Source organism: Roseateles sp. L2-2, from assembly GCF_050613215.1.
GTDB lineage: Bacteria > Pseudomonadota > Gammaproteobacteria > Burkholderiales > Burkholderiaceae_C > Roseateles > Roseateles noduli.
The window spans coordinates 1,490,550-1,516,095 of sequence record NZ_CP192509.1 but is presented as its reverse complement, the minus strand read 5'-3'; the positions used below and the strand labels follow the sequence as shown (position 1 = coordinate 1,516,095).

Annotated in this window: 20 protein-coding genes, 1 tRNA gene, 1 pseudogene and 1 riboswitch; of the genes and pseudogenes, 20 read left to right on the top strand and 2 right to left on the bottom strand. The window is 69.5% G+C overall.

The annotated features are described in order from the left end of the window. The first annotated feature begins 118 nt into the window (after positions 1–118). Both ACQZ13_RS06950 and ACQZ13_RS06945 read left to right on the top strand, forming a co-directional pair. Positions 119–1,054: a hypothetical protein gene (locus tag ACQZ13_RS06950; protein WP_431050475.1), complete on the top strand. Its 936-nt coding sequence runs from the start codon at positions 119–121 to the stop codon at positions 1,052–1,054. After that, a complete protein-coding gene (locus ACQZ13_RS06945) occupies positions 1,051–2,193 on the top strand; it encodes a hypothetical protein (protein ID WP_431050473.1) in 1,143 nt (380 codons plus the stop codon). Before ACQZ13_RS06950 ends, ACQZ13_RS06945 begins: the two co-directional genes overlap by 4 nt. Here the strand turns inward: ACQZ13_RS06945 and mutY are convergent, their stop codons facing one another. Both mutY and mutM read right to left on the bottom strand, forming a co-directional pair. Continuing rightward, entirely contained in the window at positions 2,194–3,249 is a 1,056-nt protein-coding gene (gene mutY, locus ACQZ13_RS06940; RefSeq protein ID WP_431050472.1) for an A/G-specific adenine glycosylase, read from the bottom strand. A 62-nt stretch (positions 3,250–3,311) separates the two neighbouring features. Next, positions 3,312–4,190, bottom strand: coding sequence for a bifunctional DNA-formamidopyrimidine glycosylase/DNA-(apurinic or apyrimidinic site) lyase (gene mutM / locus ACQZ13_RS06935; RefSeq protein ID WP_431050470.1), 879 nt, complete (start codon positions 4,188–4,190; stop codon positions 3,312–3,314). A 99-nt stretch (positions 4,191–4,289) separates the two neighbouring features. Between mutM and ACQZ13_RS06930 the strand changes: the two genes are divergently transcribed. The 18 genes and pseudogenes from ACQZ13_RS06930 (at position 4,290) to ACQZ13_RS06845 (ending at position 25,534) form a co-directional block, all read left to right on the top strand. Beyond that, on the top strand, positions 4,290–6,119 hold the full coding sequence (locus ACQZ13_RS06930) for a tetratricopeptide repeat protein (RefSeq protein WP_431050468.1): 1,830 nt from the start codon (positions 4,290–4,292) through the stop codon (positions 6,117–6,119). Beyond that, on the top strand, positions 6,119–6,700 hold the full coding sequence (locus ACQZ13_RS06925; RefSeq protein WP_431050466.1) for a lipoprotein insertase outer membrane protein LolB: 582 nt from the start codon (positions 6,119–6,121) through the stop codon (positions 6,698–6,700). The genes ACQZ13_RS06930 and ACQZ13_RS06925 overlap by 1 nt, the downstream gene beginning before the upstream one ends. A gap of 11 nt (positions 6,701–6,711) precedes the next feature. After that, a complete protein-coding gene (gene ispE / locus ACQZ13_RS06920; RefSeq protein ID WP_431050464.1) occupies positions 6,712–7,794 on the top strand; it encodes a 4-(cytidine 5'-diphospho)-2-C-methyl-D-erythritol kinase in 1,083 nt (360 codons plus the stop codon). Positions 7,795–7,832: 38 nt separating this feature from the next. Continuing rightward, a tRNA-Gln gene (locus ACQZ13_RS06915) sits at positions 7,833–7,909 on the top strand. 67 nt (positions 7,910–7,976) lie between these two features. Next, positions 7,977–8,939: a ribose-phosphate pyrophosphokinase gene (locus ACQZ13_RS06910; RefSeq protein ID WP_088408386.1), complete on the top strand. Its 963-nt coding sequence runs from the start codon at positions 7,977–7,979 to the stop codon at positions 8,937–8,939. 119 nt (positions 8,940–9,058) lie between these two features. Continuing rightward, complete coding sequence (locus ACQZ13_RS06905) at positions 9,059–9,679, top strand: 50S ribosomal protein L25/general stress protein Ctc (RefSeq protein ID WP_431050462.1); 621 nt, start codon at positions 9,059–9,061, stop codon at positions 9,677–9,679. 139 nt (positions 9,680–9,818) lie between these two features. Next, a pseudogene (pth, locus tag ACQZ13_RS06900) lies at positions 9,819–10,445 on the top strand (aminoacyl-tRNA hydrolase); the annotation flags it as partial. A gap of 148 nt (positions 10,446–10,593) precedes the next feature. Further along, on the top strand, positions 10,594–11,157 hold the full coding sequence (locus ACQZ13_RS06895) for a hypothetical protein (RefSeq protein WP_431050460.1): 564 nt from the start codon (positions 10,594–10,596) through the stop codon (positions 11,155–11,157). Further along, positions 11,153–11,421: riboswitch (cobalamin riboswitch) on the top strand. (Overlaps the previous gene by 5 nt.) A gap of 207 nt (positions 11,422–11,628) precedes the next feature. Next, the gene (locus tag ACQZ13_RS06890; protein ID WP_431050459.1) at positions 11,629–13,482 is read left to right on the top strand and encodes a TonB-dependent receptor plug domain-containing protein; all 1,854 of its coding nucleotides are present in this window, start codon (positions 11,629–11,631) and stop codon (positions 13,480–13,482) included. Positions 13,483–13,590: 108 nt separating this feature from the next. After that, positions 13,591–14,163: a bifunctional adenosylcobinamide kinase/adenosylcobinamide-phosphate guanylyltransferase gene (gene cobU / locus ACQZ13_RS06885; RefSeq protein ID WP_431050458.1), complete on the top strand. Its 573-nt coding sequence runs from the start codon at positions 13,591–13,593 to the stop codon at positions 14,161–14,163. A gap of 5 nt (positions 14,164–14,168) precedes the next feature. Next, positions 14,169–15,110 carry an ABC transporter substrate-binding protein gene (locus ACQZ13_RS06880; RefSeq protein ID WP_431053155.1) on the top strand — a complete coding sequence of 314 codons (942 nt, stop codon included), beginning with the start codon at positions 14,169–14,171 and terminating at the stop codon, positions 15,108–15,110. Continuing rightward, complete coding sequence (locus ACQZ13_RS06875) at positions 15,110–16,132, top strand: FecCD family ABC transporter permease (RefSeq protein ID WP_431050457.1); 1,023 nt, start codon at positions 15,110–15,112, stop codon at positions 16,130–16,132. The genes ACQZ13_RS06880 and ACQZ13_RS06875 overlap by 1 nt, the downstream gene beginning before the upstream one ends. Further along, positions 16,129–16,959: an ABC transporter ATP-binding protein gene (locus ACQZ13_RS06870; RefSeq protein ID WP_431050456.1), complete on the top strand. Its 831-nt coding sequence runs from the start codon at positions 16,129–16,131 to the stop codon at positions 16,957–16,959. Before ACQZ13_RS06875 ends, ACQZ13_RS06870 begins: the two co-directional genes overlap by 4 nt. A 48-nt stretch (positions 16,960–17,007) precedes the next feature. Further along, positions 17,008–18,402, top strand: a complete 1,395-nt coding sequence (locus tag ACQZ13_RS06865; RefSeq protein ID WP_431050455.1) for a cobyrinate a,c-diamide synthase — start codon at positions 17,008–17,010, stop codon at positions 18,400–18,402. 10 nt (positions 18,403–18,412) lie between these two features. After that, positions 18,413–18,874, top strand: coding sequence for a hypothetical protein (locus ACQZ13_RS06860; RefSeq protein WP_431050454.1), 462 nt, complete (start codon positions 18,413–18,415; stop codon positions 18,872–18,874). Further along, positions 18,871–19,203 carry a DUF2149 domain-containing protein gene (locus ACQZ13_RS06855; RefSeq protein ID WP_331616690.1) on the top strand — a complete coding sequence of 111 codons (333 nt, stop codon included), beginning with the start codon at positions 18,871–18,873 and terminating at the stop codon, positions 19,201–19,203. Before ACQZ13_RS06860 ends, ACQZ13_RS06855 begins: the two co-directional genes overlap by 4 nt. Beyond that, entirely contained in the window at positions 19,200–23,393 is a 4,194-nt protein-coding gene (gene cobN, locus ACQZ13_RS06850; protein ID WP_431050453.1) for a cobaltochelatase subunit CobN, read from the top strand. The genes ACQZ13_RS06855 and cobN overlap by 4 nt, the downstream gene beginning before the upstream one ends. Next, entirely contained in the window at positions 23,390–25,534 is a 2,145-nt protein-coding gene (locus ACQZ13_RS06845) for a TonB-dependent receptor (RefSeq protein ID WP_431050452.1), read from the top strand. Before cobN ends, ACQZ13_RS06845 begins: the two co-directional genes overlap by 4 nt. Positions 25,535–25,546: the final 12 nt, after the last annotated feature.

Here is a 25,546-nt window from a genome sequence, read left to right as displayed (position 1 = left end):
CCCGTCCGTGCCAACGCGCGAAGCATAACGGAGCGGCGCCGCGCGGCAACGCGCGCAACCCCTGAACCGCGAGGTGTCGACGAGGACTGAAGGCATCCCTGTCCAACCGCCTGCCTGAATGCCGTCCCAGTCATCGTTCACCTCCGCCTTCACCGCCTTGTTCGGGCGCTGCATCGCTGCCGACGATCATTCCCCGAGCCCGCCCACAGGCGTCGCGCCGAGTCGTCCAGCGGACCGGCCCGAGGGCGCGATCTCCCGCACCCGGCGCGAATGGCTGGAATCGCTCGCCGACGTGGTCCGTCGCGACCTGATCGCCCTCCCGAACAACTGCGCGCTCAAGCACGATCTCGCCGCGCTGCTCAGCCGGAGCCGGGAGCGCCGCCCCTCCGACGAGGACGAGTTCGCCCATCCTTGCGCCGACATCCGGGACCTGATGGTCCGCACCGTCGCGTGCGTGCAGCGCGTGCGTCGATGGGACACCGCCAGCGCGTGCACCGACCGGCTCGGCGCGGGCACCGGCGACCGCTCCGCGTACGCGCCTCTGCGCGACGCGCTCGCCGCCTGCCACCCCGACATCGCGGGGGAACGACACCTCAAGTTCGACCTCGCCCTGGCCTCGATCCACGAACGCCTGGTGGCAGCGGGGCCGCCGCAGGTCGCGAGCTTCCTGGCCGTCGAGCCCGACCGACCGTCGCCGAGACTCAAGCGCATGCGCGACAACCTCGACTGGGCGGAGCTGTCGGACGCCACCGCGACGGAGTCGCGCAGGCGGCTGCGAGAGACCGCCGAGATGGCGGAGATCCTTCACCAGTTGCGCCCCGACGACCTCGAGCGACGCCTCGACGCCTTGGCCGCGGAATCGGAGCATGTCGTGACCACGGAGCTCAGCCGCCTCGGCTGGCATCAGGTGCCCCTGCGCAGGCAGGGCAATGCCCCGCAGGTCCGGCCGCCGCTGCCGGCACACCCGCCGGTGGGCAAGCCTGCGGACTGGCCCTACCGCGCCCCACCGACCATCGCCACCCACCACCCCGACCTCAAGGCAATGACACCATGACCCTCCTTGCGACACCCCTGCACGTCCACCCCGTCCTCTCCAGCATCCCGACCGATCCTGCGCCGCTCGACACCGACGTCCGGAAGGACGCGGTCCCCACCAGCACCGCGCTGAGCAGCCGCGCCTCGCAACTGCACGCCGCCGCCCGCTTCTGGCCCGGCGCAGACGACGCGCTGCGCGGACAGACCCAGGCGATCCTGCAAACAGCCAACCGCTTTCATGCGGATCCGCTGACCCACCCCCAGCAGTTGGCCCAACTCGACCGCCTGATCTCGGCGCTGCCGCAGGACCTGCTCCGCGTCGCCGGGCACTTCGCCGCCCTGGACGCCGATCGGCAGGAAGCCGACCGGCTGACCGCGGCGCTGGACGGGATCGTGCGGACGCGGCGCGTCTCCGGCGCGGAGCTCTGCACGATCCGCAATCGCGTCGAGGGCGCGCAACTTCGCATCGACGCGGCGCGCAAGGACCTGGAGGCAGGACAGCTGAAACCCATGGGCGAACACGCCGCGACGATCCGTGGCCAGCTGGCTTTCGCACGCACATTCCTGGAGCGCCACCAGTTCATCGAATCCCGCAGCACGCATGCCGACGTGCCGCATCCTGCGCAGGCGCCGCAGCCGGGCAAGCCCAAGGTCTCTCCCTCCACCCTGCTGCACAGCGCACTCTCCCATCTGGCGCGGACCGCAAAGTCCGCGCGCAAGGCCCTGGTCCGTCAGTTGCCGTCCACGCCCCCCCAGCAGATGAAGGCTGCCGCCAAGCAGGATCGCAGCGCCGCCCTGTCGCCGCTGCGCGCCGAGCTGTCGGAGCTGACTCGCGACATCGAATGGGCCGAGCAACGCCGGGACCTGCTGCTCCACACGCCGGCGAGCGCCTCTGCCGCGGGTCAGTCCGGTCGACCAGGCTGGGCCCGTCATACGCTGGGGGTCCTGCTGAAGGACGCACGCAACGCCGAGCACAAGGCGCTTCAGGCCCTCGGCCGGGGAGACGCCAAGGCCGAAACCGTCGCCAGTCGGGCATCCGAGACGATCCGTTCGAAGCTGAAGGTCTTCAATGAAACCCTCCGCATCGCCGATCTGGACACCCTGGACTTCAAGTTCCTGCAGCGGGACCGGCCCGCCGGCACCACCGTGCCGGGCTGATCAATCCAGCAGCTTCTTCAACGGCGCCGGCAGCGCGTACTCCGCGAGCCGCTCGCGCGCGACCCACACGCCGTCGCCCGCCGGACGGGTCTCGCGCGGCAGCAGCGCGCGGCGCGGATGCAGCAGCCAGTCGAAGTGCGTCAGCACGTGCTTCACCCGCGGCAGCGTCTCCGGCGCCGCCACGCCCAGCGCCGCGCTCTGAGCCGTCAGCGCGGCCTCGTCGTCGAACAGCGGCAGCGTCCACAGCCCGCCCCAGACGCCCTCCGCCGGCCGCTGCTGCAGCCAGATGCGGCCCTCATGCTCCAGCCACAGCCACCAGTTCTCCCGCTGGCCGCGCTTGAGCTTCTTGGTCTTGATCGGATACCGCGTCGGATCGCCCTGCGCCAGGCCCGCGCACAGCGAGGCCACCGGGCACAGCAGGCACTGCGGACTGCGCGTGGCGCACAGGCTCGCGCCCAGATCCATCATTCCCTGCGTATAGGCCTGCATGTCCGCCGCCGACGTCGGCAGCAGCGCCTCCGCCTGGCGCCACAGCCGCTTCTCCTGCGCCGCCGAGGCCAGGTCGCCGTCGAAGGCCAGCAGCCGGCCCAGCACCCGCTTGACGTTGCCGTCCAGGATGGCGACCCGCTCGTCGAAGCAGAACGAGGAGATCGCCGCCGCCGTCGAGCGGCCGATGCCGGGCAGCTCCGCCAGCACCGCCGCGCTGCGCGGGAAGGCGCCGCCGTGGCGCTCCACCACCGCCTGCGCGCACTTGTGCAGGTTGCGGGCGCGGCTGTAGTAGCCCAGGCCCGCCCACGCGGCCATCACCTCGTCGCTGGGCGCGGCGGCCAGCGCGGCCACGTCGGGGAAACGCTCCAGGAAGCGCCGGTAGTAGCCCAGCACCGTCGTCACCTGCGTCTGCTGCAGCATGATTTCCGACAGCCACACGCGGTACGGATCGCGCGTGTTCTGCCACGGCAGATCGTGCCGCCCGTCGCGGCGCTGCCAGGCGAGCAGCCTCGGCGCGAAGTCGCCCCGCACCGCGTCGACGCGGGCATCCAGTTGGTCGTCGGTCATCGGGGCGCTCGTCGCAAGGGTCAGGTCTCTCAAGGCTGGCGGTCCGGCTCGCTTCACAGGGCTCATCGCTTCTGACAACCCGGACAGAAGAACGTCGACCGCTGCCCCTGCACGATGCGCCGGATCTTCGTCCCGCAGATCCGACACGGCTCGCCCTCGCGTCCATAGACGCGCGCCTGCATCTGGAAGCTGCCCGCCACGCCGTGCGCGTCCTTGAAGTCGCGCAGGGTGCTGCCGCCGGCTTCGAGCGCCTCGCCGAGCACTTGCCGCAGCGCGCCCGCCAGTTTCTCCGCCTTCGGCTTGCTGAGCTTGCCGGCCGCCGCACGCGGATCGACACCGGCCATGAACAGCGCCTCGCACGCATAGATGTTGCCCGCGCCGACGACCACGTCGCCGGCCAGGATCGCCTGCTTCACCGCGACGCGCCGGCCGCGGAAGCCTTCATGCAGGTAAGGGCCGTGGAACTCGATGTCGAAGGGCTCCCGCCCGATGCGCGACAGCAGCTTCGCGGCCGGCTCGACGTCCAGTCCGTCCGACCACACCACCGCGCCGAAACGCCGCGGATCGGTCAGCCGCAGCACGCCGCGGTCGGTGACCAGTTCGAAATGATCGTGCGGTCCCGCCGGCGGCTGCTGCTCGCGGAAGGCCAGCGAGCCCGACATGCCCAGGTGCAGCAGCAGGCCGCCTTCCTCCTCGTCGGCATGGCCGGGCGCGCCCGGCTCAACGGCGCCCCCGGGTTGTTCGGCCGTCGCCCGCAGCGGCAGCCAGATGTACTTGCCCCGCCGCTGCGCCTCGCCGACGCGGCGGCCGACCAGCCGCTCGGCCGCCACGCCCAGCGGCCAGCGCAGCGGCTTTCCCAGCCGCACGTCCAGCACGCGCGCCCCGGCGATGGCCGGCGCAAAACTTCGTCGTGTAACTTCAACTTCCGGTAACTCGGGCATCCCGGGATCATAGGCGCGCGCTCCTTCCCGGGTCCCTAGAATGGTCCGCGGCTCACGGTTTGCCCCACGAGCCTTCCCGCCCAGTTCAGGAGTCACGACATGCCCGCCCTTGTGCGCCACCCCTGGTGGCTCTCCGCCGCCCTCGCCCTGAGCTGCGCCGCCCACGCCCAGTCCGATCAGACACCCCCGGCCCCGCAGACCGAGGCGCCGCCGGCCGCCGCCTCGGCGCCCGCCGAAGCAGCCTCCGCCCCCGTGGTCAATTCCGACCTCGACGCGCCGATGTTCTATCAGCTGCTGATCGGCGAGATGGAACTCCAGGGCGGCGAACCCGGCGTCGCCTTCCAGGTGCTGCTGGATGCCGCCCGTCGCAGCGGCGACGAGGAACTCTTCCGCCGCGTCGTCCAGATCGCCCTGCAGTCGCGCGCCGGCGATCAGGCCGTGATCGCCGCCCGCGCCTGGCGCGAGGCGCTGCCGACCTCGGTCGAGGCGCACCGCACGCAGATCCAGCTGCTCGCGCTGCTGAACCGCCCGGCCGAGATCCCGCCGGTGCTGCGCTCGCTGATCGCGATGACGCCCGCCGACGGCCGCGGCGCGCTGATCGCCGCACTGCCCGCGCTGTTCCAGCGCGCGCCGGAACCGGTCCGTGTGCTGGAAGCCTTCGAGCCGATGCTGCGCGAGACCGCCGCCAAGCCCGAGACCCGTTTCGCCTCGCTGCTGGTGCTGGCCGAGTTCGCCAAGAAGGCCGACCGCTACGAGACCGCGCTGATCCACGTGCGCGCCGCCGCCAAGGACTTCCCGGACCGCGAGGAACCGCTGCTGATGGCGCTGGAGCTGCTGCCCCGCCGCCCCGAGGCCGAGGCGCTGATCACCGCCGAGCTGCAGGCCAAGCCCGACAAGCAGTCGCTGCGACTGGCCTACGCCCGCGCGCTGGCCCGCGCCCAGCGTCCCGGCGACGCGGCACGCGAGTTCCGCACGCTGACGCAGCAGTCGCCCGACGAGGCCGGCCACTGGCTGGCGCTGGGCTCGCTGGAGCTGGACCTGCAGCATCCCGACGTCGCCGAGGAGGCGCTGCAGCGCTACATGAAGCTGGTCGAGAAGCCGGCCGTCTCGCCGCTGGCCGAGCGCGCGATCGCCGCCGCCGGCCTGGACAAGGCCGACCGGGAAGCCAACCAGCAGGGTCAGTTGTTGCTGGCGCAGGCCGCCGAGATGCGCGGCGACTTCAAGACCGCCGAGAAGCGCCTGGCCGCGATCGAGGCGGCGCCGGGCAACCTCGACATCGCCTACCGCCGCGCCTCGCTGCTGGCGCGCCAGGGCAAGCTGGAGGAAGGCCGCAAGCTGCTGCACCAGCTGCCCGCCGACCGCGAGCAGGACCGCCGCGCCCGCACGCTGGCCGAGTCGCAGCTGCTGCGCGACAACAAGCAGTGGCAGGCCGCCTATGACCTGCTGGGCGCCGCCGCCGCGCAGGCGCCCGAGGACGCCGACCTGCTCTATGAGCAGTCGATGATGGCCGAGAAGCTCGGCCGCGCGCAGGAGATGGAGGCGCTGCTGCAGAAGGTGATCCAGCTCAAGCCGCAGCACTACCACGCGTACAACGCGCTGGGCTACTCGCTGGCCGATCGCAACGAGCGGCTGCAGGAAGCGCGCGACCTGATCTCGAAGGCGCTGAGCTTCGCGCCCGGCGAGCCCTTCATCGTCGACAGCATGGGCTGGGTGGAGTTCAGACTGGGCCGCCTCGGCGAGGCCGAGCGGCTGCTGCGCCAGGCCTACGGCTCGCGCCCGGATCCGGAGATCGCCGCCCACCTGGGCGAGGTGCTCTGGGCCGCCGGTCAGCAGGACGAGGCCCGTCGCGTCTTCGCCGACGCCAAGCGCCGCGATCCCGCCAACGAGGCGCTCCAGTCGGCGATGCAACGTCTGCAGGTCCGTCCCTGATGCGGCGCAGGCAGTTCGGCGCGGGCGCGCTCGCGCTCTTCGGCGTGGCCGCGCTCCCGGGATGCAGTTCGTTGCCGAAGGCGGCCGGGGCGGATGCCGCCGCGCTCGCCGACGCGCCGAGGCTCACCGGCAAGTTCGGGCTCATCGTGCCGGCCGGCGTCGGCGGCCAACGCGGGCAGAACGTCAACGCCAACTTCGAGCTGCTCGGCGATCCGCGCCGCGGTCAGCTGGAGATGAGCACCTCGATGGGCAGCCTGGTGGCGCGCGTCTCCTGGCAGCCGGGCTCGGCCTGGCTCAAGACGCCCGACGGCGACCGCGCCTACGATGACATCGACGCGCTGACGCAGGAGCTCCTCGGCGAGACGCTGCCCCTGCAGGCGCTGTTCGACTGGCTGCGCGGGCGGCCGTGGCCGCAGGCGCCATCGCGGGCCTCGGGCGAATCGGGCTTCCAGCAACTGGGCTGGCAGGTCGACCTGCGGCGCTTCGACGTCCAGTTGATCTCCGCCCAACGGATCAATCCGAATGGCCCCGAACCGCTGGCGACACTGCGACTGAAACTCGACGCGCCGACGTCACCCTGAATTCCGCTGTCATGACTTCCTCTCCTTCCGCGGCACCACTGAAGGCGCTCTACGACGTGCCGGCGCCGGCCAAGCTCAACCTCTTCCTGCACGTGGTGGGCAAGCGGCCCGACGGCTATCACCTGCTGCAATCGCTGTTCGTGCTGATCGACTGGGCGGACACGCTGCACTTCGAGCGTCGCGACGACGGCGCCCTGCACCGTCACGACCGCGGCGACGCGCTGCCCGAGGACGACCTGTGCCTGCGCGCCGCGCGTGCGCTGCGGCAGGCCAGCGGGACCACCTTCGGTGCGGACATCCACATCGAGAAGCGGCTGCCTTCGGGCGCGGGCATGGGCGGGGGCTCGTCGGACGCGGCCAGCACGCTGCTGGCGCTGAACCGGCTGTGGGGCTTGAACTGGTCGCGCGAGCGGCTGCTCCCGATCGCGCTGAAGCTGGGCGCGGACGTGCCCTTCTTCGTCGGCGGTCGCAACGCCTTCGTCGAAGGCATCGGCGAGGTGCTGACCCCGATCGAGGTGCCGGAACTGCGGCTTGCGGTCGTCAAACCGGCGGCGAGCATCGGCACCAAGGAAATTTTTTCCAGCCCGCTGTTGCAAAGGTCAGAAAGCGTGGCTATAGTAGCGGGCTTTCCTGCAGCGAACGACAGACGCAAGAAATCTTGCAACGAGGGGGTTCTGGAAACAGAATCTCCAAGTAACGAAGTCAATAGCTGGGGTGGACGCGAAGGCAGTATTGACCGCGATCACCAAACGCTGGAAATACCCGTGCAGCAGTTGTACGAAGGATGGGGCAGAAATGATCTGCAACCTCCCGCGGAATCTGTGAGTCACGAAGTATCGACAGCGCTTGAATGGTTGCAGGCCCGCTACGAAAATTCTCGTATGACGGGTTCAGGCAGTGCAGTTTTTGCTATAGTTCGACCCTCGCTGAATGCAATGCAAACAGCAGCGGAAAAGATAGATGCAGTTTCCGGCCCTGAGAGCAATCTCAAGGCGACACCGGAAGGTGAGTTCGAAAAACTCCCTGAAGGTTGGGTCGGAAAAATGTGTCGCAGTCTGTCGGTTCACCCTTTGCGGGGCTGGGCCGAAGATTGAAGGTTGTAGGGTGCTGTTCCACGAACAGTGTCCGGTGTAGGGGAGTCGCCAAGTTGGTCAAGGCATCGGATTTTGATTCCGACATGCGAGGGTTCGAGTCCTTCCTCCCCTGCCAAATTTTCAGTTTCAATCCGGGACCCGCTGGGTTGGCCACCGGGCCATAAGTCTAAGGATGGCCCGCTGTGCTGCTCAATACCGTCCTCTTCACGGGTAACGCAAACCCGACCCTCTCCAAAGAAATCGCCACGCATCTGGGCCTCGAGCTCGGCAAGGCCGTGGTCGGTCGGTTCTCCGACGGTGAGGTCGCGGTTGAGATCCAGCAGAACGTCCGCGCCCGCGACGTGTTCATCGTCCAGCCCACCTGCGCGCCGACGAACGAGAACCTGATGGAACTGCTGATCATGGTCGATGCGATGAAGCGCGCCAGCGCGCGCCGCATCACCGCCGTGATCCCCTACTTCGGTTATGCGCGCCAGGATCGCCGCCCGCGGTCGACGCGCGTGCCGATCTCGGCCAAGGTCGTGGCCAACCTGCTGGAGACCGTCGGCGTCGAGCGCGTCCTGACGATGGACCTGCACGCGGACCAGATCCAGGGCTTCTTCGACATCCCGGTCGACAACATCTACGCCTCCCCGGTGCTGCTGTCGGACCTGAAGGCCCGCAACTACAGCGACCTGGTGGTGGTCAGCCCCGACGTCGGCGGCGTGGTGCGCGCCCGTGCGCTGGCCAAGCAGCTGGGCTGCGACCTGGCGATCATCGACAAGCGCCGTCCGTCGGCCAACGTCTCCGAAGTCATGCACGTCATCGGCGAGATCGACGGCCGCAACTGCGTGATCATGGACGACATGATCGACACGGCCGGCACGCTGGTGAAGGCGGCGGAAGTGCTGAAGGAACGCGGCGCCAGAAGCGTCTTCGCCTACTGCACCCACCCCATCCTGTCGGGCCCGGCGATCGAGCGCATCGCCGGTTCGATGCTGGACGAGGTCGTCATCACCAACACCATTCCCCTGTCGGAAACGGCCAAGGCCTGCGGCAAGATCCGCCAGCTGTCGGTCGCCTTCCTGTTCGCCGAGACCATCCGCCGCATTTCGGACGGCGAGTCGGTGACCTCCCTCTTCAGCGAACAGAACAACAACTTCTGATCGCATCCTGAGTTCCGGCCGCTGCCCGCAAGGTCAGCGGCTGTTTCGCGAAGGCGCCTGGTCGCGGGGCCTTCACCCGGAGCGTCAATCCTGGCGCTCCGTCCATTTTGGAGATTGATATGAAATTCGTCGCTTTTGAGCGCAAGCTGCAGGGGACCGGAGCGAGCCGCCGCCTGCGTCACGCTGGCAAGGTTCCGGGCATCGTCTACGGTGCTGGCGAGCCGGCCGTCATCGAGCTGGATCACAACGCGCTGTTCCATGCCATGAAGAAGGAAGCTTTCCACAGCTCCATCCTCGACATGGAAGTGGACGGCAAGACCACGCAAGTGCTGCTGCGTGACTTCCAGATGCACCCGTACAAGCAGCAAGTGCTGCACGTGGACTTCCAGCGCGTCGACGCCACGACCAAGATCACCAAGAAGGTGCCGCTGCACTTCGTCGGTGAAGCCGAGTCGCCGGCCGTCAAGACCGACAAGGGCACCGTGAACCACGTGCTGACCCAGCTGGAAATCACCTGCCTGGCGCAACAGCTGCCCGAGTTCATCGAAGTGGACCTGAGCAACCTGACGATGGGTCATTCGATCCACGTGAACGACCTGAAGCTGGCCGATCACATCAAGATCGTCACGCACGGCAAGCCGAACCCGGTGGTCGCCACCCCGGTCCCGGCCGCGGCTGAAGAAGTCATCGTCGTGGCTGCCGCTCCGGCCGCCGACGACAAGAAGAAGAAGAAGAAGTAATTTCTTCGTCTCCGGGCGCGCGCCTGACGAGGCACGCGTTCGTTGTCTGGAATGCCCCCTAACGGGTGGCATCTCCCCCGAAGGAGGCCCCGCTTGCGGGGCCTTCTGCTTTTCCGCTCGACACTGATAATCGCGCCCCATGATTCGTCTCTTTGTCGGCCTGGGCAATCCCGGCTCTGAATACGAGGACACCCGCCACAACGCGGGTTTCTGGTGGATCGACGCGCTGGCGCGCGGTCTGAAGGCCTCGCCGCAGCTGGACACCAAGTACTCCGGTCTGGTCGCCCGCGTGAACGACGCGCCGGGCGCGCCGGGCCCCATCTGGCTGCTGCAGCCGATGACCTACATGAACCTCTCCGGCAAGTCGGTGGCGGCGCTCGCGCGCTTCTTCAAGATCGCGCCGGAGGAGATCCTCGCCATCCACGACGAGCTGGAGATCGCCCCGGGCGAGTTCAAGCTCAAGCAGGGCGGCGGCAACGCCGGCCACAACGGGCTGAAGGACATGCAGGCCCAGCTGGGCAGCGGCAACTTCTGGCGGCTGCGGCTGGGCATCGGCCATCCGGGCCACCGCGACGAGGTCGCCGGCTACGTGCTGCGCAAGCCGCCGCTGGCGGAGCGCCAGGCGGTCGAGGACAGCATCGGCAAGTCGCTCGAAGCCTTCAAGCTGATGACCGGCGGCGACATGTCCAAGGCCGTGGCGTTGCTGCACGCCAAGCCGCCGCGGCCCAAGCCGCCGAGACCGGCCAACCTGCCGCCCAAGCCCGGTGCCGATGGCGCCGTGCCGACGGCTGGCGCCCCGGTTGCCGGCACGGGTCCGACCGTCGCGACTGCGACGGCCGTGCCTGCCACATCGACTGCGGCAACACCTGCCCCCACGATTCCTCCTGCCCCACCCCCTTCCTCCGGAGACTGACATGTCCGCGCGCGCCGCCCTGATCCTGACGACTGCTGTTCTGGTCCTCACGTTTAGCGCGGCGCACGCGCAGGAGCGGCAGGACCCGCCCAAACCCGCGTCGACACCGACACCGGAGCGCGCGCAGCAGGAGAAGCCGAACGAGCGCCCCCAGGAGCGCACGCTCGGCTACTACCGCTGCGGGCCGGAGGGTCACGACTTGCGCGAGACGCCCTGCCCCGACGGCCAGGGCCGCAGCGCCGAGGTGCCCAAGGACAAGGTCGATCCGAAGGAGACCGAGGCCGCGCGCAAGCGTGCGGCCGCCGAGGCCCGCGACCTGGCGGCCCGCGAGCGTGAGCGCGACCGCCAGGCGGCGAAGGCGCCGTCCAAGGCGGTCGGCATCGACGGGCGGTTGCAAGGCCAGCGCGCGACCAAGCCGGCGAAACCTGCGGATCCGAAGAAGCCCAAGCCCAAGGATCCGAAGAAGCCGCCCAAGAAGAAGCCCAAGGTGCCGAAGTCCCCGGACGGTGCCTTGCAGCCACGGCCCACCACGGGCGCCGACGCCACGACCTCCGCACCTCGCTAGAATGCGCGCCGTTGGTGCTCGCGCGGACATTGCGTCCGTGCAGTTAAACGGGAATCAGGAAGCGGTCGCATCCCCGATGCGCGAACCAACCTGAGCTGTCCCCGCAACGGTAAGTGGCCGCCGGACGCGCGCCCGGGATCCTGACGAAGGAACACCGGGCGGCAGCCGGCACTGTCTGTCCCCATGTCCACTGGCGCGAGCGCGCTGGGAAGGACACAGGCAGCGGCCACCAGCCCGGATACCGGCCAACAGGTGGCGTCTCCAGCCGATCGCGATGTGTCTTGCGTGAGTCCTCTCCGAGTGCTCACGCGGACGACCCGACGACGAGCCGGCGACGCCGTTTCCTCAGAGGCCCTGCGGGTGAGCAGGCGTCTGAACTCCGTCGTTGGTCCGTCCCTCATGCTTCCGTTCGTTTCGCGCGCGCGCGCTGGTGCCCGCTCGCTGCCCGCCTTCACCCCGATAGCGACCCCGATGGCGCTCGCCCTGTCGACGCTCCTCACGCTCTCTCCCGCCGCGTCCGCGCAATCGGCCGCCCCCGCCAACCGGCTCGACGAAGTCACCGTCACCGGCACGCGCAGCCCGATGAAGCTGTCCGACGTCGCGGCCGATCTCACCGTCATCAACCGCGACACCATCGAGCGCCAGGGCTTCGGCAACATCGCCGCGCTGCTGCGCAATGTCGCCGGCCTGCAGATCGTCAGCAACGGCGGACCGGGCAACGCGAGTTCGGTCTTCGTGCGCGGCGCCGAGACCCGCCACACCGTGGTCCTGATCGACGGCGTGCGCATCGACGGCCAGTCCACCGGCGGCGCGCGTTGGGAGAACCTCCCGCTGTCGCTCATCGATCGCGTCGAAGTCCTCAAGGGCCCGGCCAGCGCGCTGTACGGCTCCGACGCCATCGGCGGCGTGGTGCAGATCTTCACGCGCCAGGGCAGCGGTCGTCCGCAACTGGACCTGGGCGTCGGCCACGGCAGCCTCGGCCAGACCAAGGCGGACGTCTCCCTGCTCGGCGGCAACGCGGACTTCGACTACGCCGGCTCGCTGGCCGTCGACCGCGGCACCGGCTTCAACGTCTACGCCCTGACCACCAACAAGAACTACAACCCCGACAACGACGGCTGGCGCAACTACAACGGCAGCCTGCGCCTGGGCGCGCGCGTCGCCGAGGGCCAGCGCCTCGAACTCATCGGCTTGAAGAGCCGCAGCGACGTCGGCTACGACGCCGGCACCTTCGTCGGCAAGGACTCCGACGACCGCGGCATCACCGAATCGCTGGCCGCCAAGCTCAGTCTCAAGTCCAGCTGGACGAACGCCCTCTCGACCCAGCTCTCCGTCGGCCAGACCGAAGAGAACTACGAGACCCGGCCCAATTCGCCCTACCTGTCGAGGACCCGCATCCGCAGCGCCTCGCTGCTGGGCTTCTACAGGTTCAACGACCAGCACCAGGTCAACGGCGTGCTGGAGCGTCGCGAAGACCGGCTCGTCAACGTCGACCTGCAGGGCGGCAGCGGCACGCGCAGCCAGAACGCGGTCGGCCTGAGCTACCTCGGCAGCTTCGGCCCTGTCAGCCTGCAGGCTCATGGCCGCCATGACGACGACAGCGACTTCGGCGGCATCGACACCGGCAGCCTCGCGGCGGGCGTCAAGCTCGGCGGCGGCTTCCGCCTGACCGCGTCCACCGGCAATGCCTTCCGTGCGCCCACGCTGTACCACCGCGGCAGCGTCTACGGTCCCGACATCGGCAAGGGCTTCCCTGAACTCCGCCCCGAGCGCGGCCACAACCGCGAGGCCGGCCTGGCCTGGGCGCAGGGCAGCGTGGACGTGGCGATCACCACCTTCCGCAATCGCGTCAACGACCTGATCGCCTTCGGCGCCGCCGGCACCTGCCGTTCCACCCAGGGCTGCTACACCAACGTCGCGCGCGCCATGCTCAAGGGCACCAGCCTGAAGGGCGGCGCGGACCTGGGTCCGGTCAGGCTGAGCGCCACGGCGGACTTCCTCGACCCGACCGACGCCGCCACCGGCCGTCAGCTGCAACGGCGCGCGAAACGCTTCGGCACGCTGCGCGCGGAGACCACGCTGAGCGCCTGGACGCTGGGCGCGAACGTCGTCGGCTCGGGCGAGCGCTTCGACGATGCGGCCAACAAGGTCCGGCTGGGCGGCTACGGTCTGCTCAATCTCGACGCGCAATACGCGTTCGCAAAGGACTGGCGCCTGCAGTTGAACGTGGACAACACCTTTGACCGCACGTACCAGACGGCGAACAACTTCAATCAGGCGGGCCGGACCTGGTTCGTGACCCTGCGCTACTCGCCGACGCTGTAATCGGAAGCCGCAGGTGCTGGCGGTAAGGTCGGCACTCCGGTCCCCGCGGCCACCTCGGCCACCTGTGCCACACCGGCGTTCACGCCTGGCTTTCACTGGAGATCCCCGATGTCCGCTCATCACCTGATCGTCGGCGGCCAGCGCAGCGGCAAGTCGCGGCATGCGGAGCGCCTCGCGCTGCGCTGGGCGCGCACGCCGGGGCATCGCGTCACCGTCGTCGCGACCGCCGAGGCCCATGACGACGAGATGCGCGACCGCATCGCCCGTCACCGCGCCGACCGGCCCGAGGGCTTCGACACCGTCGAAGCGCCGCTGCGTCTGTGCGACGCCTTGCGTGCCACCTCGTCGCCGAAGCGGCTGGTGGTCGTCGACTGCCTGACGCTGTGGCTGACCAACTGGCTGATGCCGATGGACGGCGCGCCGCGTCTCGAAGACTGGCGAGGCGAATGCGCCGACCTGCAGCGCCTGCTGCCGCAGCTGGCCTCGCCGGTGGTCTTCGTCTCCAACGAGGTCGGTTGGGGCGTGATGCCGATGGGGCGCGAGGTGCGCGCCTATGTGGACGAACTGGGATGGCTCAACCAGCTGGTCGCGCGCCAGTGCGGCGAGCTCACCTTGATGGTGGCGGGACAGCCGTGGACACGCGCGGTCGAAGACCTGGACGACGAGGAGAACAACGGATGAATGCCATGCAACGCTGGATGCGACACGCGCTGGAGCTGGCCCTGGGCGGCGCGCTGCTGGGAATGCTCGCGACAAGCGCCCTCGCCGCGCCGATCGCGCTCAAGGACGACCGTGGTCACACCGTCACGCTGCCGGACGTCCCGCGCCGCATCGTCAGCCTGCTGCCGTCGCTCACCGAGACCATCTGCGAGCTCGGCGACTGCGCCAAGGTGGTCGGCGTCGACCGCTTCTCCAACTTCCCGGTCAGCGTGCAGAAGCTGCCGCGCCTGGGCGGGCTCGACGACACCAGCATCGAGGCGCTGGTCGCGCTCAAGCCGGACGTCGTCGTGCTCGGCGTCTCCGCGCGCGTCATCGACCGCCTCGAAGGACTCGGCCTGAAGGTCGTCGCGCTCGAACCCAAGAGCATGAACGACGTCCAGCGCGTGCTGGGCAAGATGGGACAGATCCTCGGCAAGGAGGACGACGCACGCCGCCTGTGGAACCGCATCGATGGCCACATCGCGCAGAGCGCCGCCACGTTGCCGCCCGGTGCGCGCGGCCTGAGCGTCTATTACGAAGTCGACGCCGGCCCCTACGGCGCGGGCACCGCGTCCTTCATGGGCGAGATCCTCACGAGGCTCGGTGCGAAGAACATCATCCCGGCCGAGCTGGGGCCGTTCCCGAAACTGAATCCTGAATTCATCGTCCGCGCCGACCCGCAGGTCATCATGGTCGGCCAGCGCAACGCGGCGGGACTCCCGCAACGTCCGGGCTGGCCGGCGATCCGCGCGGTGAAGAACCAGCGCCTGTGCGTCTGGATCCCGTCGGAGTCCGACGTCCTCGTGCGTCCCGGACCGCGCATGTCGGAAGCTGCGGCGCTGATGGCGCGCTGCCTGCGCGAGGCCGCGGCCGGCCCCGTACCGCTGCCCACGGTTCCCTTCAACGCACCGCCCGGAGGCATGCGCTGATGCGCGCTTCCTCCCTGCTCTCCGCCAAGACCGCGGCGCAGTTGACGGCGCTGCTGCTGCTCGGTGCCGTCCTGCTCGCCTTGGGGCTGGCCATCGGCAGCATGGGCTGGAGCCCGTGGACCGAAGGCGGCGACACCATGCGCATGATCCTCTGGGACATCCGCGCGCCGCGCTCCCTCGGCGCGTGGCTCGCCGGCGCGCTGCTCGCGCTGGCCGGCGCCATCGCGCAGGGCCTGTTCCGCAACCCGCTCGCCGATCCCTATCTGCTGGGTTGCTCCGCCGGCGCCTCGCTCGGCGTCGCCGCGCTGCTCTTCGTCATGGGCGTCTCGCCCGCCGCGGCCGCGCTCGCGCTGCGCGTCGGCATGACCGGCGCCGCCTTCGCCGGCGCCATAGCTGCCGTGCTGCTCACCCTCGTCCTCGCGCGCGGCGTCACGCAGAGCCTGCGCCTGCTGCTCGCGGGCGTCGTCGTCGGCGTCGTGCTGGGTTCCGGCTCCGCGCTGCTCACGCTCATGAACCCCGACATCCTGCGGGCGATGCAGGCCTTCATGCTCGGCAGCACCGGCTACGTCGGCTGGAGCGCCGTGCAGGTCATGGTCGTCGCCATGGCGGTCTGCCTGCTGGTCGCGCTTGCCTGCAGCCGCACGCTGGATGCGCTCACGCTGGGCGAGGACACCGCGCGTTCGCTCGGACAGCGGCTCACGCTCATCCGCCTCCTGCTCATCGCCGCGCTCTCGCTGGCGACCGGCGCGGCGGTCGCGCAATGCGGCCTCATCGCCTTCGTCGGACTCGTCGCGCCGCACCTCGTGCGCAGCTGGGGACCGACCACGCACGGTGCGCTGCTCCTCCTCTCCGCGCTGACGGGCGGCGCCCTGCTCCTTGCCGCCGACATCGCTGCGCGCTGGGTCATCGCACCGCAGGAGCTGCCCGTCGGCATCATCACCGCGCTCCTCGGCGGCAGCTACCTGCTCTGGCTGATGCACCGGCGCAAAGCGCATTTCGGCGGCATGGGAGGATCGCGATGAGCGCGGCCCGATTCGATGAGGCCGGGCGCACCGCGGTCGACGGCATCGATTCCATCGACCTCGGTCACGTGCCGTCATTGCGCATCGACTTGAAGTCTCTGTCCTTGAGTCATCGGCCGGTGCTTCAAGCGCTGACGCTGGCTGTCGCGCCGCGCGCGTGGACGGCGATCGTCGGGCCGAACGGCGCGGGCAAGTCGACGCTGCTGCGCGCGATCGCCGGGTTGCTGCCCTTCGACGGCAGCTTGACCCTCGACGACAAGCCGTGGACCGCGTGGCCGGCGAAGCTCCGCGCGCGGCAGATTGCGTGGCTCGGTCAGAACGAAGCGGCCTCGGAAGACCTCACCGCCTACGACATCGCGATGCTGGGCCGCCTGCCGCATCAGCCGTGGCTGGCGCCGGCGAGCGCCGCCGATCACGAAGCGGTCGAGCATGCGATGCGTCAGACGCAGAGCTGGGAGTGGAAGGACCGCGCGCTGGGCAGTCTCTCCGGCGGCGAGCGGCAGCGTGTCCTGCTGGCGCGCGCGCTGGCCGTGCGCGCGGGCGTGCTGCTGATGGATGAGCCGCTTGCCCACCTCGACCCACCGCATCAGAGCGACTGGGCGCGCATCGTGCGCGAACGCGTCGCCGCGGGTGGTGCGGTCGTGAGCGTGCTGCATGAACTCAACGTCGCGCTTCAGGCCGACACCTTGGTCGTGATGGACGGCGGTCGCATCGTCCACGAAGGCGCGCCGCACGATCCGGCGACGCACGACGCACTGCAGCGCGTCTTCCATGGCCGCCTGCTGATTCTTCAAGTGCAGGGCCGCTGGATCGCGCTCAACGAATGAGCGCTACCCCCCCGCTATCAACCAACGCCTGATCCTGTTTCCCTCACGATGACTGCCTGTCCTGCTTTCCTGATCAGTGCTCCGGCTTCCGGCCAGGGCAAGACGAGCGTGACTGCTGCGATGGCGCGTGCGGCGCGTCGGCGTGGGCTGCGCGTGCGTGTCTTCAAGACGGGGCCGGACTATCTCGATCCGATGGTGCTGGAGCGCGCGAGCGGTCACACCGTCTATCAGCTCGATCTGTTCATGGGCGGCGAGGCGCATTGCAGGGAACTGCTTGCGCGGGCGGCGGAGAGCGCTGACCTGATCCTCGTCGAGGGGGTGATGGGGCTCTTCGACGGCAAGCCGAGCAGTGCGGATCTGGCGGCCACCTTCGGATTGCCGGTGATTGTGGTGCTGGATGCGTCGGCGATGGCGCAGACCTTCGCGGCGTTGGCGACGGGTCTGGCGCGATTCCGCGATGACATCCGTGTTGCGGGGGTCGTTGCCAATCGTGTGGGCAGCGATGCGCATGCGCGCATGGTGGGTGAGGGTCTGCCGAAGGAACTTCCGCTGATTGCGGCGTTGAAGCGTGATGCGGCGCTCTCATTGCCTGAGCGGCATTTGGGGCTGGTGCAAGCGCTGGAGCTTCCGGACATCGACAGGCAGCTGGATGCGTGGGCGGATGCATGGGAGGCGGGCGCAGCGGGGGAATTCTTCCAGAGTGGCTCGGAGACGGGAGGCCGGGGGCCCCTTTTCGTAACTCAAGGAGGGAATTTGCTTGCCGGTAGGCAAGCAAAGGAGGGAGATGGAGAAAAGGGGCCCCCGGCCGAGCGTCTTGTGCTCGGTCGGTCGCTGGAAGGCAGGCGCATTGCGGTTGCGAACGACGCGTGTTTCTCCTTCATCTATCCGGCGAATCTTGATCTGCTGCGCGAGTTGGGCGCCGACGTCCGCGAGTTCAGTCCGATTGCTGGCGAGGATGTTCCTGAGTGCGATGCGCTGTGGTTGCCGGGCGGGTATCCGGAGCTGCATGCGGAGGTGCTCCGCGAGCATCCGCGCTTCTTCGGTGCGTTGCAGGCGCATCTGGAGGCGGCCAAGCCGTTGCTGGCCGAATGCGGCGGCATGCTGGTGCTGCTTGATGAGCTGAGTGATGTCGACGGCAAGGCGCATGCGATGGCTGCGTTGATGCCGGGTCGCGCGGCGATGCAGAAGCGGATGGCGGCGCTGGGCTTGCAGACGATGGTCTGGCCGGAAGGCGAGCTGCGTGGCCACACCTTCCATTACTCCGCGATGGAGACGCCGCTCTCTGCGATCGCCACGGCGACGAACCCGAATGCCGGCCGTGCCGCCGAGCGTCTCTACGACTTCGGCTCGCTGCGCGCGAGCTACGTCCACCACTACTTCCCGTCGAACCCGGGCGCCATTGCGGCGTTCTTCGGCGGGGTCGATTCTTCTTCCAAGCACTGAGCCCACGATCATGTTCCTCGAATCCGGATTCGCCCACATCGCGCAGGCCCTGTTGTGGCCGGTGCTGATCCTTGTTGCCCTTGGCTTCGTCTACTCGCTGTGGACGGCGGGGGCCACGGTGATGGAGGCCGTGCAGCGGCGCCAGCCCGGCTATCGCCAGTTGAAGGTGCACGCGACCAGCAACCTCGAGACGCTGGAGCTGCAGATCGTCCGCAGCCTGGAGGCGCCGCGCCTGCTGGGTCGCGTCGCGCCGCTGCTGGGCCTGATCGCCACGATGGTGCCGCTCGGCCCGGCGTTGCAGAGCGTCGCCGCCGGTCAGGGCCAGGCGGCCCTGGCGGTGTTCAGCTCGGCGTTCTCCGGCGTCGTGCTCGCGCTGGCCGCGGCGGCGATCGCGCTGGTGGTGTATTCGATCCGCCGTCGCTGGCTGCTCGCCGAGCTGCTCGCCATCAAGGCCGAACAGGGCTGGGCATGAGCGCCGGCCGCCGCCTCTCCATCCTCGCCGAAGAGGATGATGATCCGATGCTGTCCGCCGTCAACCTCGTGGACGTGTTCCTGGTACTCGTCGTCGCGCTGCTCACCGCGGTCGCGCTGCAGCAGCAGTCGCATGCGGACGAGACGGTGATCCGCAACCCCGGTCAGCCGGGGATGGAGATCATCGTGCGCAAGGACGGCCAGGAGATCAAGTACCGCGGCAACGGCGGCAACGCCGAAGGCCAGGGCGAGCGCGCCGGCGTCGCGTACAAGATGAAGGACGGCTCGATCATCTACGTGCCCGAGGCCGGGGAAGCGCCAAAGCCATGAGGATCGTGTCCCTGATGGTTCGCGGCCTGGTGGCCGCGGCCCTGGTGCTGTGCGTGCCGTTCGTGGCGAACGCGGCGGGCAAGGCCTCCCGCGTGCTGTTCCTCAGCGTCGACATCACGCCCGCCGCCAAACATGCGCTGCTGGAGCGTGAGGGCAAGGCCTTCGGCTTCGACGTGAAGCAGATCGAGTACCCGCTGCGCGGCGCGCCGGTCGACAAGGATCCGGCACTGGATCGCGCGTTGCGCGAGGCGGATCTCGTGTGGATCGATGTCCCGCATCCGACGGCGGAAGCGCGGCTGCATCAGATCGTCGATGCGGCGCTCCAGCGCGCCGCCTTGCCCGCCCAGCGCGTGCTGTGGATTCCTGCTGGCGAGCCCGCGGCGAGCGATCGCAGCCTGCGCGGTTATCTGCAGGCCGGTGGTCCGGTCAACACGCGCACGGCGTTCGCCGTCGCACGAGCACAGCTCGATGGCAAGACGGCGCCCGACCTCGGCCCGCCGCAGTTGATCCCGCAGCGCGGCATCCACTTCCCCGGGGCGCCCCAGCTGTTCGCCGATGCGACGGAGTTCCGCGCCTGGGCCGCGCAGCAGGGACTGCGCGGCGAACCCGTCGCCATCCTGCTTCACCGCTATCACTTCGTCCAAGGCAACACCGCGTGGCTGGACCGCTGGCTCGCGATGTTCCGCAAGCAGGGACTGCTCGCGTATGCCGCGTTCAGCGGGCAGCTCAGCGACAAGCCGCTGTCGGAGCTGCTCGAACGCGACGGCCAGGTGCAGGCCCGCGTGATCGTCAACCACAGCCTGCTGCCGCAAGGCGCCACCCTGCAGCCGACCTTCGAGCGCTGGGGCGTGCCCGTGCTGCAGACGCAGCCCTACCGGCAAGACGAAGCGGCCGTGTGGGAAGGCAGCGAGACCGGACTCGCGCAAGCCGACATCCCGTTCTACTTCGCGCAGCCGGAAGCGGCCGGGCTCATCGATCCGGTCGTCGTCGTCGCGCATCCGAAGCGCGGCGAGCCGGAGCTCATCGAGCGTCAGGCCGCCAGCGTCGCCGGCAAGGCCGCGCGCTGGGTCGCGCTGCAGACCAAGGCGAACGCCGACAAGCGGCTTGTCGCCTTCGTCTACAACTACCCGCCCGGCGGGAGCAACTTCGGTGCGTCCTTCCTCAACGTGCCGCGCAGCCTTGCGCGCGTGAGCAACGGCCTGAAGGACGCGGGTTATGCCGTCACGCCGATCGCCGAGGCCGACTGGATCTCCGGCCTGAAGCCGATGCTTTCCGCGTACTACCCGGGCACCGACCTGCAGGCGCTGCTCGATGCCGACGAGGCCGAGGCGCTCCCGCTCGCGCGCTACACCGCGTGGTTCGACGCGCTGCCCAAGGCCGTGCGCGATCCCATCGTCGCGCGCTGGGGCGCCCCCGCCAGCAGCCGCTACGTGCTGCGCGTGCGCGGCGAGCCGGTCTTCGTCATCCCGCGCCTCAAGCTGGGCGCGCTCACCGTGCTGCCGCAGCCGCCGCGCGAAGAGACGCTGCGCAACGGGCAGGACCCGTTCATGCATCGCAGCAAGACGCCGCTGTCGCACCATTACCTCGCCACCTACCTCTGGGCGCGGCAGGCCGACGCCATCATCCACTTCGGCACGCACGGCACGCAGGAATGGGCGCCGGGCAAGATCCGCGGGCCCGACGTGATGGACCCGGTGTGGCTGCCGCTCGGCGACACGCCGGTGATCTATCCGTACATCGTCGACAACCTCGGGGAGGCGCTCACCGCCAAGCGGCGCGGTCGGGCGCTGATGGTGAGCCATCGCACGCCGAGTTTCGCGCCGGCCGGGTTCAACGCGCAGATGGCCCACATGCACGAGCTGATGCATGAGTGGGAGACCGTCGATCCCGGTCCCACCCGGCAAGGGCTGGAGCGGCAGATGGTCCAGCAGTTCGTCGAGCACAACCTGCATCGCGACCTGGGCTGGACCGCCGAGCAGATCACTGCGAACTTCAGTGGCTATCTGGAACTGCTGCATCCGTATCTGGACCGGCTGGCGCAGAGCTCGCAGCCCAAGGGGCTGGCGGTGTTCGGCGTCGTGCCGGATGAGGACCAGCGTCGCGGCTCCATCCTGCAGCTGCTGCGCGTGCCGCTGATCGAGGCGCTCGGCGAGGACATCGACGAGGCGTTCCTCATCAACCATGAAGGCGTGGCGACGGCTCGGCCGGCGCGTTGGCTGGATCTCGCGCTGAAGGACGCGGAGGCGGCGAGCCACCTCGACCTGCGGCCGTCAGCCTGCATCGCAGCAGGCACGGCGGCCGCGGCCTCGGCGGCGTCCGCCGTGGCGGCCGAGCTCAAGCACGCGGCGTCCGCGCCGGGCGCCGCGTCCAGCGCCCCGGCCGTCACCTGTGGCGACGGCTTCGTCCCCAACCGCGCCGCGCGCAAGCCGATCGATCAGGCCGCGCTGTACCAGCTCGCGCTGCGGGCGCAGGAGATGGCCACGCGGCTGTCGACCGAAGGCGAGATGCCGGGACTGCTGCGCGCGCTCGATGGACGCTTCATCCCCGCGGCTTACGGCGGCGATCTGCTGCGCAATCCGGAGAGCCTGCCGACGGGCCGCAACCTCACGGGCCTCGATCCCAACCGGCTGCCGACGAAGCAGGCCTTCGAGGCCGCGCAGGCGCTGTTCAAGCGCTGGTATGAGGAACAGGCCAAGGCCGGCACCGCGCCGCAGCGGCTGGCGTTGTCGCTGTGGGCGGGCGAGACGCTCCGCCATCAAGGGATCATGGAAGCGCAGGCGCTGGTGGCGCTCGGCGCCACGCCGGTGTGGGATGCGACCGGCCGGCCAACTTCGATCAAGCTGCTCAGCCCCAAGGAACTCGGCCGTCCGCGCGTGGACGTGCTGCTGTCGATCACCGGCTCCTACCGCGACCAGTTCCCGGCGCTGATGAAGCTGATCGACCAGGCCGTGGCCGCCGCCGGCGAAGCCGAATCCGACAACGCCATCGCCAGCAACAACCGCGCGATCGCCGGCGAGTTGCGCAAGGCAGGGCTCAAGCCTGCGCAGGCGCAGGCCCTGGCGCAGGCGCGCGTGTTCGGCAACCCGGCCGGCGACTACGGCACCGGCATCGCCGACGCGGTGCAGGACAACGGGCTCAAGGGCAAGGACGGCAAGACCGACCCACGGCTCGGCCAGCTGTTCCTGTCCACGATGAGCCAGCCCTACGTCGACGGCGAGCCGCTCAGCGTGCCGCCGGCGCAGGCGCAGCAGGCGCTCGGAGCGCACCTGCGCCACACCGACGCCGCGATGATGTCGCGCAGCAGCCATCTCTACGCGATGGTCAGCAGCGACGATCCGTTCCAGTATCTCGGCGGTCTGGCCGCGGCGGCGAAGGTCGCGGGCGGCACCAAGGACATCGCGCTGCACGTCAGCCAGCTGCAGGACGCCGCCGAGCAGCACACCGAAACCGCCGCGCAGGCGATCGCGCTGGAGATGCAGAGCCGCTACCTGCACCCCGGCTGGCTGAAGGCGCAGCAGGCCGAGGGCTGGTCCGGCGCACTGCAGGTGCTCAAGGCGGTGCAGTACAGCTTCGGCTGGCAGAGCATCGCGCCCGGCACCGTCCGGGCGGACCACTGGCAGAGCTTCTACGACGTGCTGGTCAAGGACAAGCACAAGCTCGGCGTGCCGGAGTGGCTCAAGCAGAACCCGCAGGCGTATGCGCAGGCGCTGGAGCGGCTGGTGCAGGCCGAGCGCATGGGCTACTGGAAGCCGGACGCGCAGACGAAGCAGGAGATCGCGTCGCTGTATCGCGACCTGACGAAGGCGGCGCCGTTGAACAACGAGCTGGCGGCGGTGCGTCGCTGGACGGCGGATCAGTTGCCGCAGGACGTGCCGGCGGTGCAGCCGGCCTCGCCTGCGGCGCATCAGCCTGCGGAAAAGGCGCAGAAGCCGCCGGAGCAACGCGCGCAGCCGGCCGTGCCGCCGGTGCCCACCGTGCGCGGACTCGCGCTTCAGCGCGTGCCGGAGCCGCCCAAGCCCAAGCCGGCCGCGCCGACGGCGCAGCGCCTCGAACAGGCGCTTGCCTGGGTCGCGATGGCGCTGCTGATGTGCGCTGGCGCGATCTGGCAATCGCGTCGAGCCAACCCGCCGCATCGAGCGGGTCCGACGCTCCATAACGACAACAACTTGATCCCCCAGGGAACTGCATGAACTCGAAGAACAGCAAGCCCATGGCGTTGACCGCCATCGCCAGCGCGATGGCCCTGGCCGCTTGCGCCGCACAGGCGCAGAGCGCGCAGCAGGCGACCGCTCCGAACGCTGCCGCAGACGCCACGACCTCGCGCACGCTCGACACCGTCCGCATCAGCAGCCGCGCGCAGCTCGGTGAAGCGGAGAGCGCCTCCGAAGGCGAAGTCGGCGTCGAGCGCCTCGCGCTGCGCCCGCTGCTGCGCCCGGCCGAGCTGCTCGAAGCGATGCCCGGCATGACCGTCACCCAGCACAGCGGCGACGGCAAGGCCAACCAGTATTTCCTGCGCGGCTACAACCTCGACCACGGCAGCGACTTCGCGACCTACGTGCTCGGGATGCCGGTGAACATGGCCAGCCATGCGCACGGGCAGGGCTACATGGATCTGAACTTCCTGATCCCGGAGCTCGTCGACAGCCTGCGCTACCGCAAGGGCGCGTTCAACGCGGAGGACGGCGACTTCGCGACGACCGGCGCCTCGCGCATCGGCTACATGAGCGAGATCGACCGGCCCTTCGCGCAGGTGACGGCCGGGCCTTACGGGTATCGGCGCGCGCTGGCGGCGGGGAGCACGAAGGTCGGCGGCGGCTGGTCGATGCTGGGCGCGGTCGAAGGCAGCGTCTATGACGGTCCGTGGGATCAGGCGGAAGACCTGCATCGCCGCAACGCGGTGCTGCGTCTGACGCGCGGCGACGAGCGCAACGGCGCGCACGTCGACCTGCTGAGCTACAGCGCCTCCTGGCGCGCCAGCGAGCACGTGCCCGAGCGCGCCATCGACAGCGGCGAGATCGGCCGCTACGGCACGCTGGTGGCCAACGACGGCGGCCGCACGCACCGCCACAGCCTGAGCGGCGGCTTCGCCTACAACCAGGGCAGCGGGCAGTGGACGGCCGACGCGTGGGTGGTGGACTACGCGTTGAACCTATTCTCCGCGCCGTCGGGCTTCATCAACGGGCCGGACGGCGATCAGCATGAGCAGGCGGACCATCGCAAGCTCTGGGGCGGCTCGCTGAAGCATCAGCTGCCGGCCGCGTGGTTGCCGGCGGATCAGCAGGTGACCTGGGGCCTGCAGTGGCGCCACGACAAGATCGGTACGCTGGGGCTGTACGACACCGTGGACCGCGTGCGCACGCACACCGTGCGCGAGGACCGCGTCAGTCAGGACAGCGTCGGCGGGTTCGTGGAGCTGGGCAGCCGCTGGACCGACTGGCTGCGCAGCACCGTGGGCGCGCGCTGGGACACGATGCGCGCGACCGTCTCGCCCACCGGCGGCGAGTTCAACATGGACAACGGCGGCAAGGCGAGCCAGTCGCAGTTCAGCCCGAAGCTGGGGCTGATCGCGCGTGTTGCGGCGGACACCGAGGTGTATCTGCATTGGGCGCGGGCGTTCCGCTCGAATGACGCGCGCGGTGCGACGACGACGGTCAATCCGGCCGACGGCAGCGAGACCGACACGCTGCCGCTGCTGGCGCGGACCAAGAGCACCGAGCTGGGATTGCGTACGAAGCCCGCGAAGGGCTGGACCACCAGCCTGGCGCTGTGGCAGGCCAATCTGGCGTCGGAGCTGGTGTTCGTCGGCGACGAGGGCGTGACTGAAGCGCGCGGCGCGTCCAAGCGCGTGGGCCTGGAGTGGTCCAACGACGTGCAGGTCGGGCGCGATTGGCTGATCGACGCGGACGTGGCCTGGTCGCGTGCGCGTTTCGTCGAAGCGACGGAGACCGAGTTCGGCAGCGGCAAGCGCGTGCCCAACGCGGTGCCGTGGTCGGCGTCGATGTCGGCCAACTGGGCGCCGTCGGGGCCGTGGTCCAGCGGGTTCAAGCTGCGTTACCTCGGCGCGTATGCGCTGGAGGAAACGGGCACGCAGAAGTCCAAGGCGGTGTTCACCGCCAACTGGCGGTTGGGTTATCAGCTCAGCGACCGCTGGCAGCTCGGCCTGGACGTGCTGAACCTCTTCGACACCAAGGCCAACGACATCGAGTACTGGGGCGCCGCCTGCACGCGAGCTGAAGGCGCGGGCTGCAACAACGGCGAAGGCATCAACGGACGCCTCGTGCATCCGATGGAGCCGCGCACCTTCCGACTCAGCCTGCGCGCGCGGATCTGAAGAGGCTTCCGT

Excerpts from the sequence above, each read along its gene's own strand:
- ACQZ13_RS06860 (WP_431050454.1), top strand. The coding sequence starts at position 18,413 with ATGTTCCTCGAATCCGGATTCGCCCACATCGCGCAGGCCCTGTTGTGG.
- mutM (WP_431050470.1), bottom strand. The coding sequence starts at position 4,190 with ATGCCCGAGTTACCGGAAGTTGAAGTTACACGACGAAGTTTTGCGCCG.
- ACQZ13_RS06925 (WP_431050466.1), top strand. The coding sequence starts at position 6,119 with ATGCGGCGCAGGCAGTTCGGCGCGGGCGCGCTCGCGCTCTTCGGCGTG.
- ACQZ13_RS06880 (WP_431053155.1), top strand. The coding sequence starts at position 14,169 with ATGCAACGCTGGATGCGACACGCGCTGGAGCTGGCCCTGGGCGGCGCG.
- ispE (WP_431050464.1), top strand. The coding sequence starts at position 6,712 with ATGACTTCCTCTCCTTCCGCGGCACCACTGAAGGCGCTCTACGACGTG.
- ACQZ13_RS06875 (WP_431050457.1), top strand. The coding sequence starts at position 15,110 with ATGCGCGCTTCCTCCCTGCTCTCCGCCAAGACCGCGGCGCAGTTGACG.
- ACQZ13_RS06945 (WP_431050473.1), top strand. The coding sequence starts at position 1,051 with ATGACCCTCCTTGCGACACCCCTGCACGTCCACCCCGTCCTCTCCAGC.
- ACQZ13_RS06890 (WP_431050459.1), top strand. The coding sequence starts at position 11,629 with ATGGCGCTCGCCCTGTCGACGCTCCTCACGCTCTCTCCCGCCGCGTCC.
- cobN (WP_431050453.1), top strand. The coding sequence starts at position 19,200 with ATGAGGATCGTGTCCCTGATGGTTCGCGGCCTGGTGGCCGCGGCCCTG.
- ACQZ13_RS06870 (WP_431050456.1), top strand. The coding sequence starts at position 16,129 with ATGAGCGCGGCCCGATTCGATGAGGCCGGGCGCACCGCGGTCGACGGC.
- ACQZ13_RS06895 (WP_431050460.1), top strand. The coding sequence starts at position 10,594 with ATGTCCGCGCGCGCCGCCCTGATCCTGACGACTGCTGTTCTGGTCCTC.
- mutY (WP_431050472.1), bottom strand. The coding sequence starts at position 3,249 with ATGACCGACGACCAACTGGATGCCCGCGTCGACGCGGTGCGGGGCGAC.
- cobU (WP_431050458.1), top strand. The coding sequence starts at position 13,591 with ATGTCCGCTCATCACCTGATCGTCGGCGGCCAGCGCAGCGGCAAGTCG.
- ACQZ13_RS06865 (WP_431050455.1), top strand. The coding sequence starts at position 17,008 with ATGACTGCCTGTCCTGCTTTCCTGATCAGTGCTCCGGCTTCCGGCCAG.
- ACQZ13_RS06855 (WP_331616690.1), top strand. The coding sequence starts at position 18,871 with ATGAGCGCCGGCCGCCGCCTCTCCATCCTCGCCGAAGAGGATGATGAT.
- ACQZ13_RS06950 (WP_431050475.1), top strand. The coding sequence starts at position 119 with ATGCCGTCCCAGTCATCGTTCACCTCCGCCTTCACCGCCTTGTTCGGG.
- ACQZ13_RS06930 (WP_431050468.1), top strand. The coding sequence starts at position 4,290 with ATGCCCGCCCTTGTGCGCCACCCCTGGTGGCTCTCCGCCGCCCTCGCC.
- ACQZ13_RS06845 (WP_431050452.1), top strand. The coding sequence starts at position 23,390 with ATGAACTCGAAGAACAGCAAGCCCATGGCGTTGACCGCCATCGCCAGC.
- ACQZ13_RS06905 (WP_431050462.1), top strand. The coding sequence starts at position 9,059 with ATGAAATTCGTCGCTTTTGAGCGCAAGCTGCAGGGGACCGGAGCGAGC.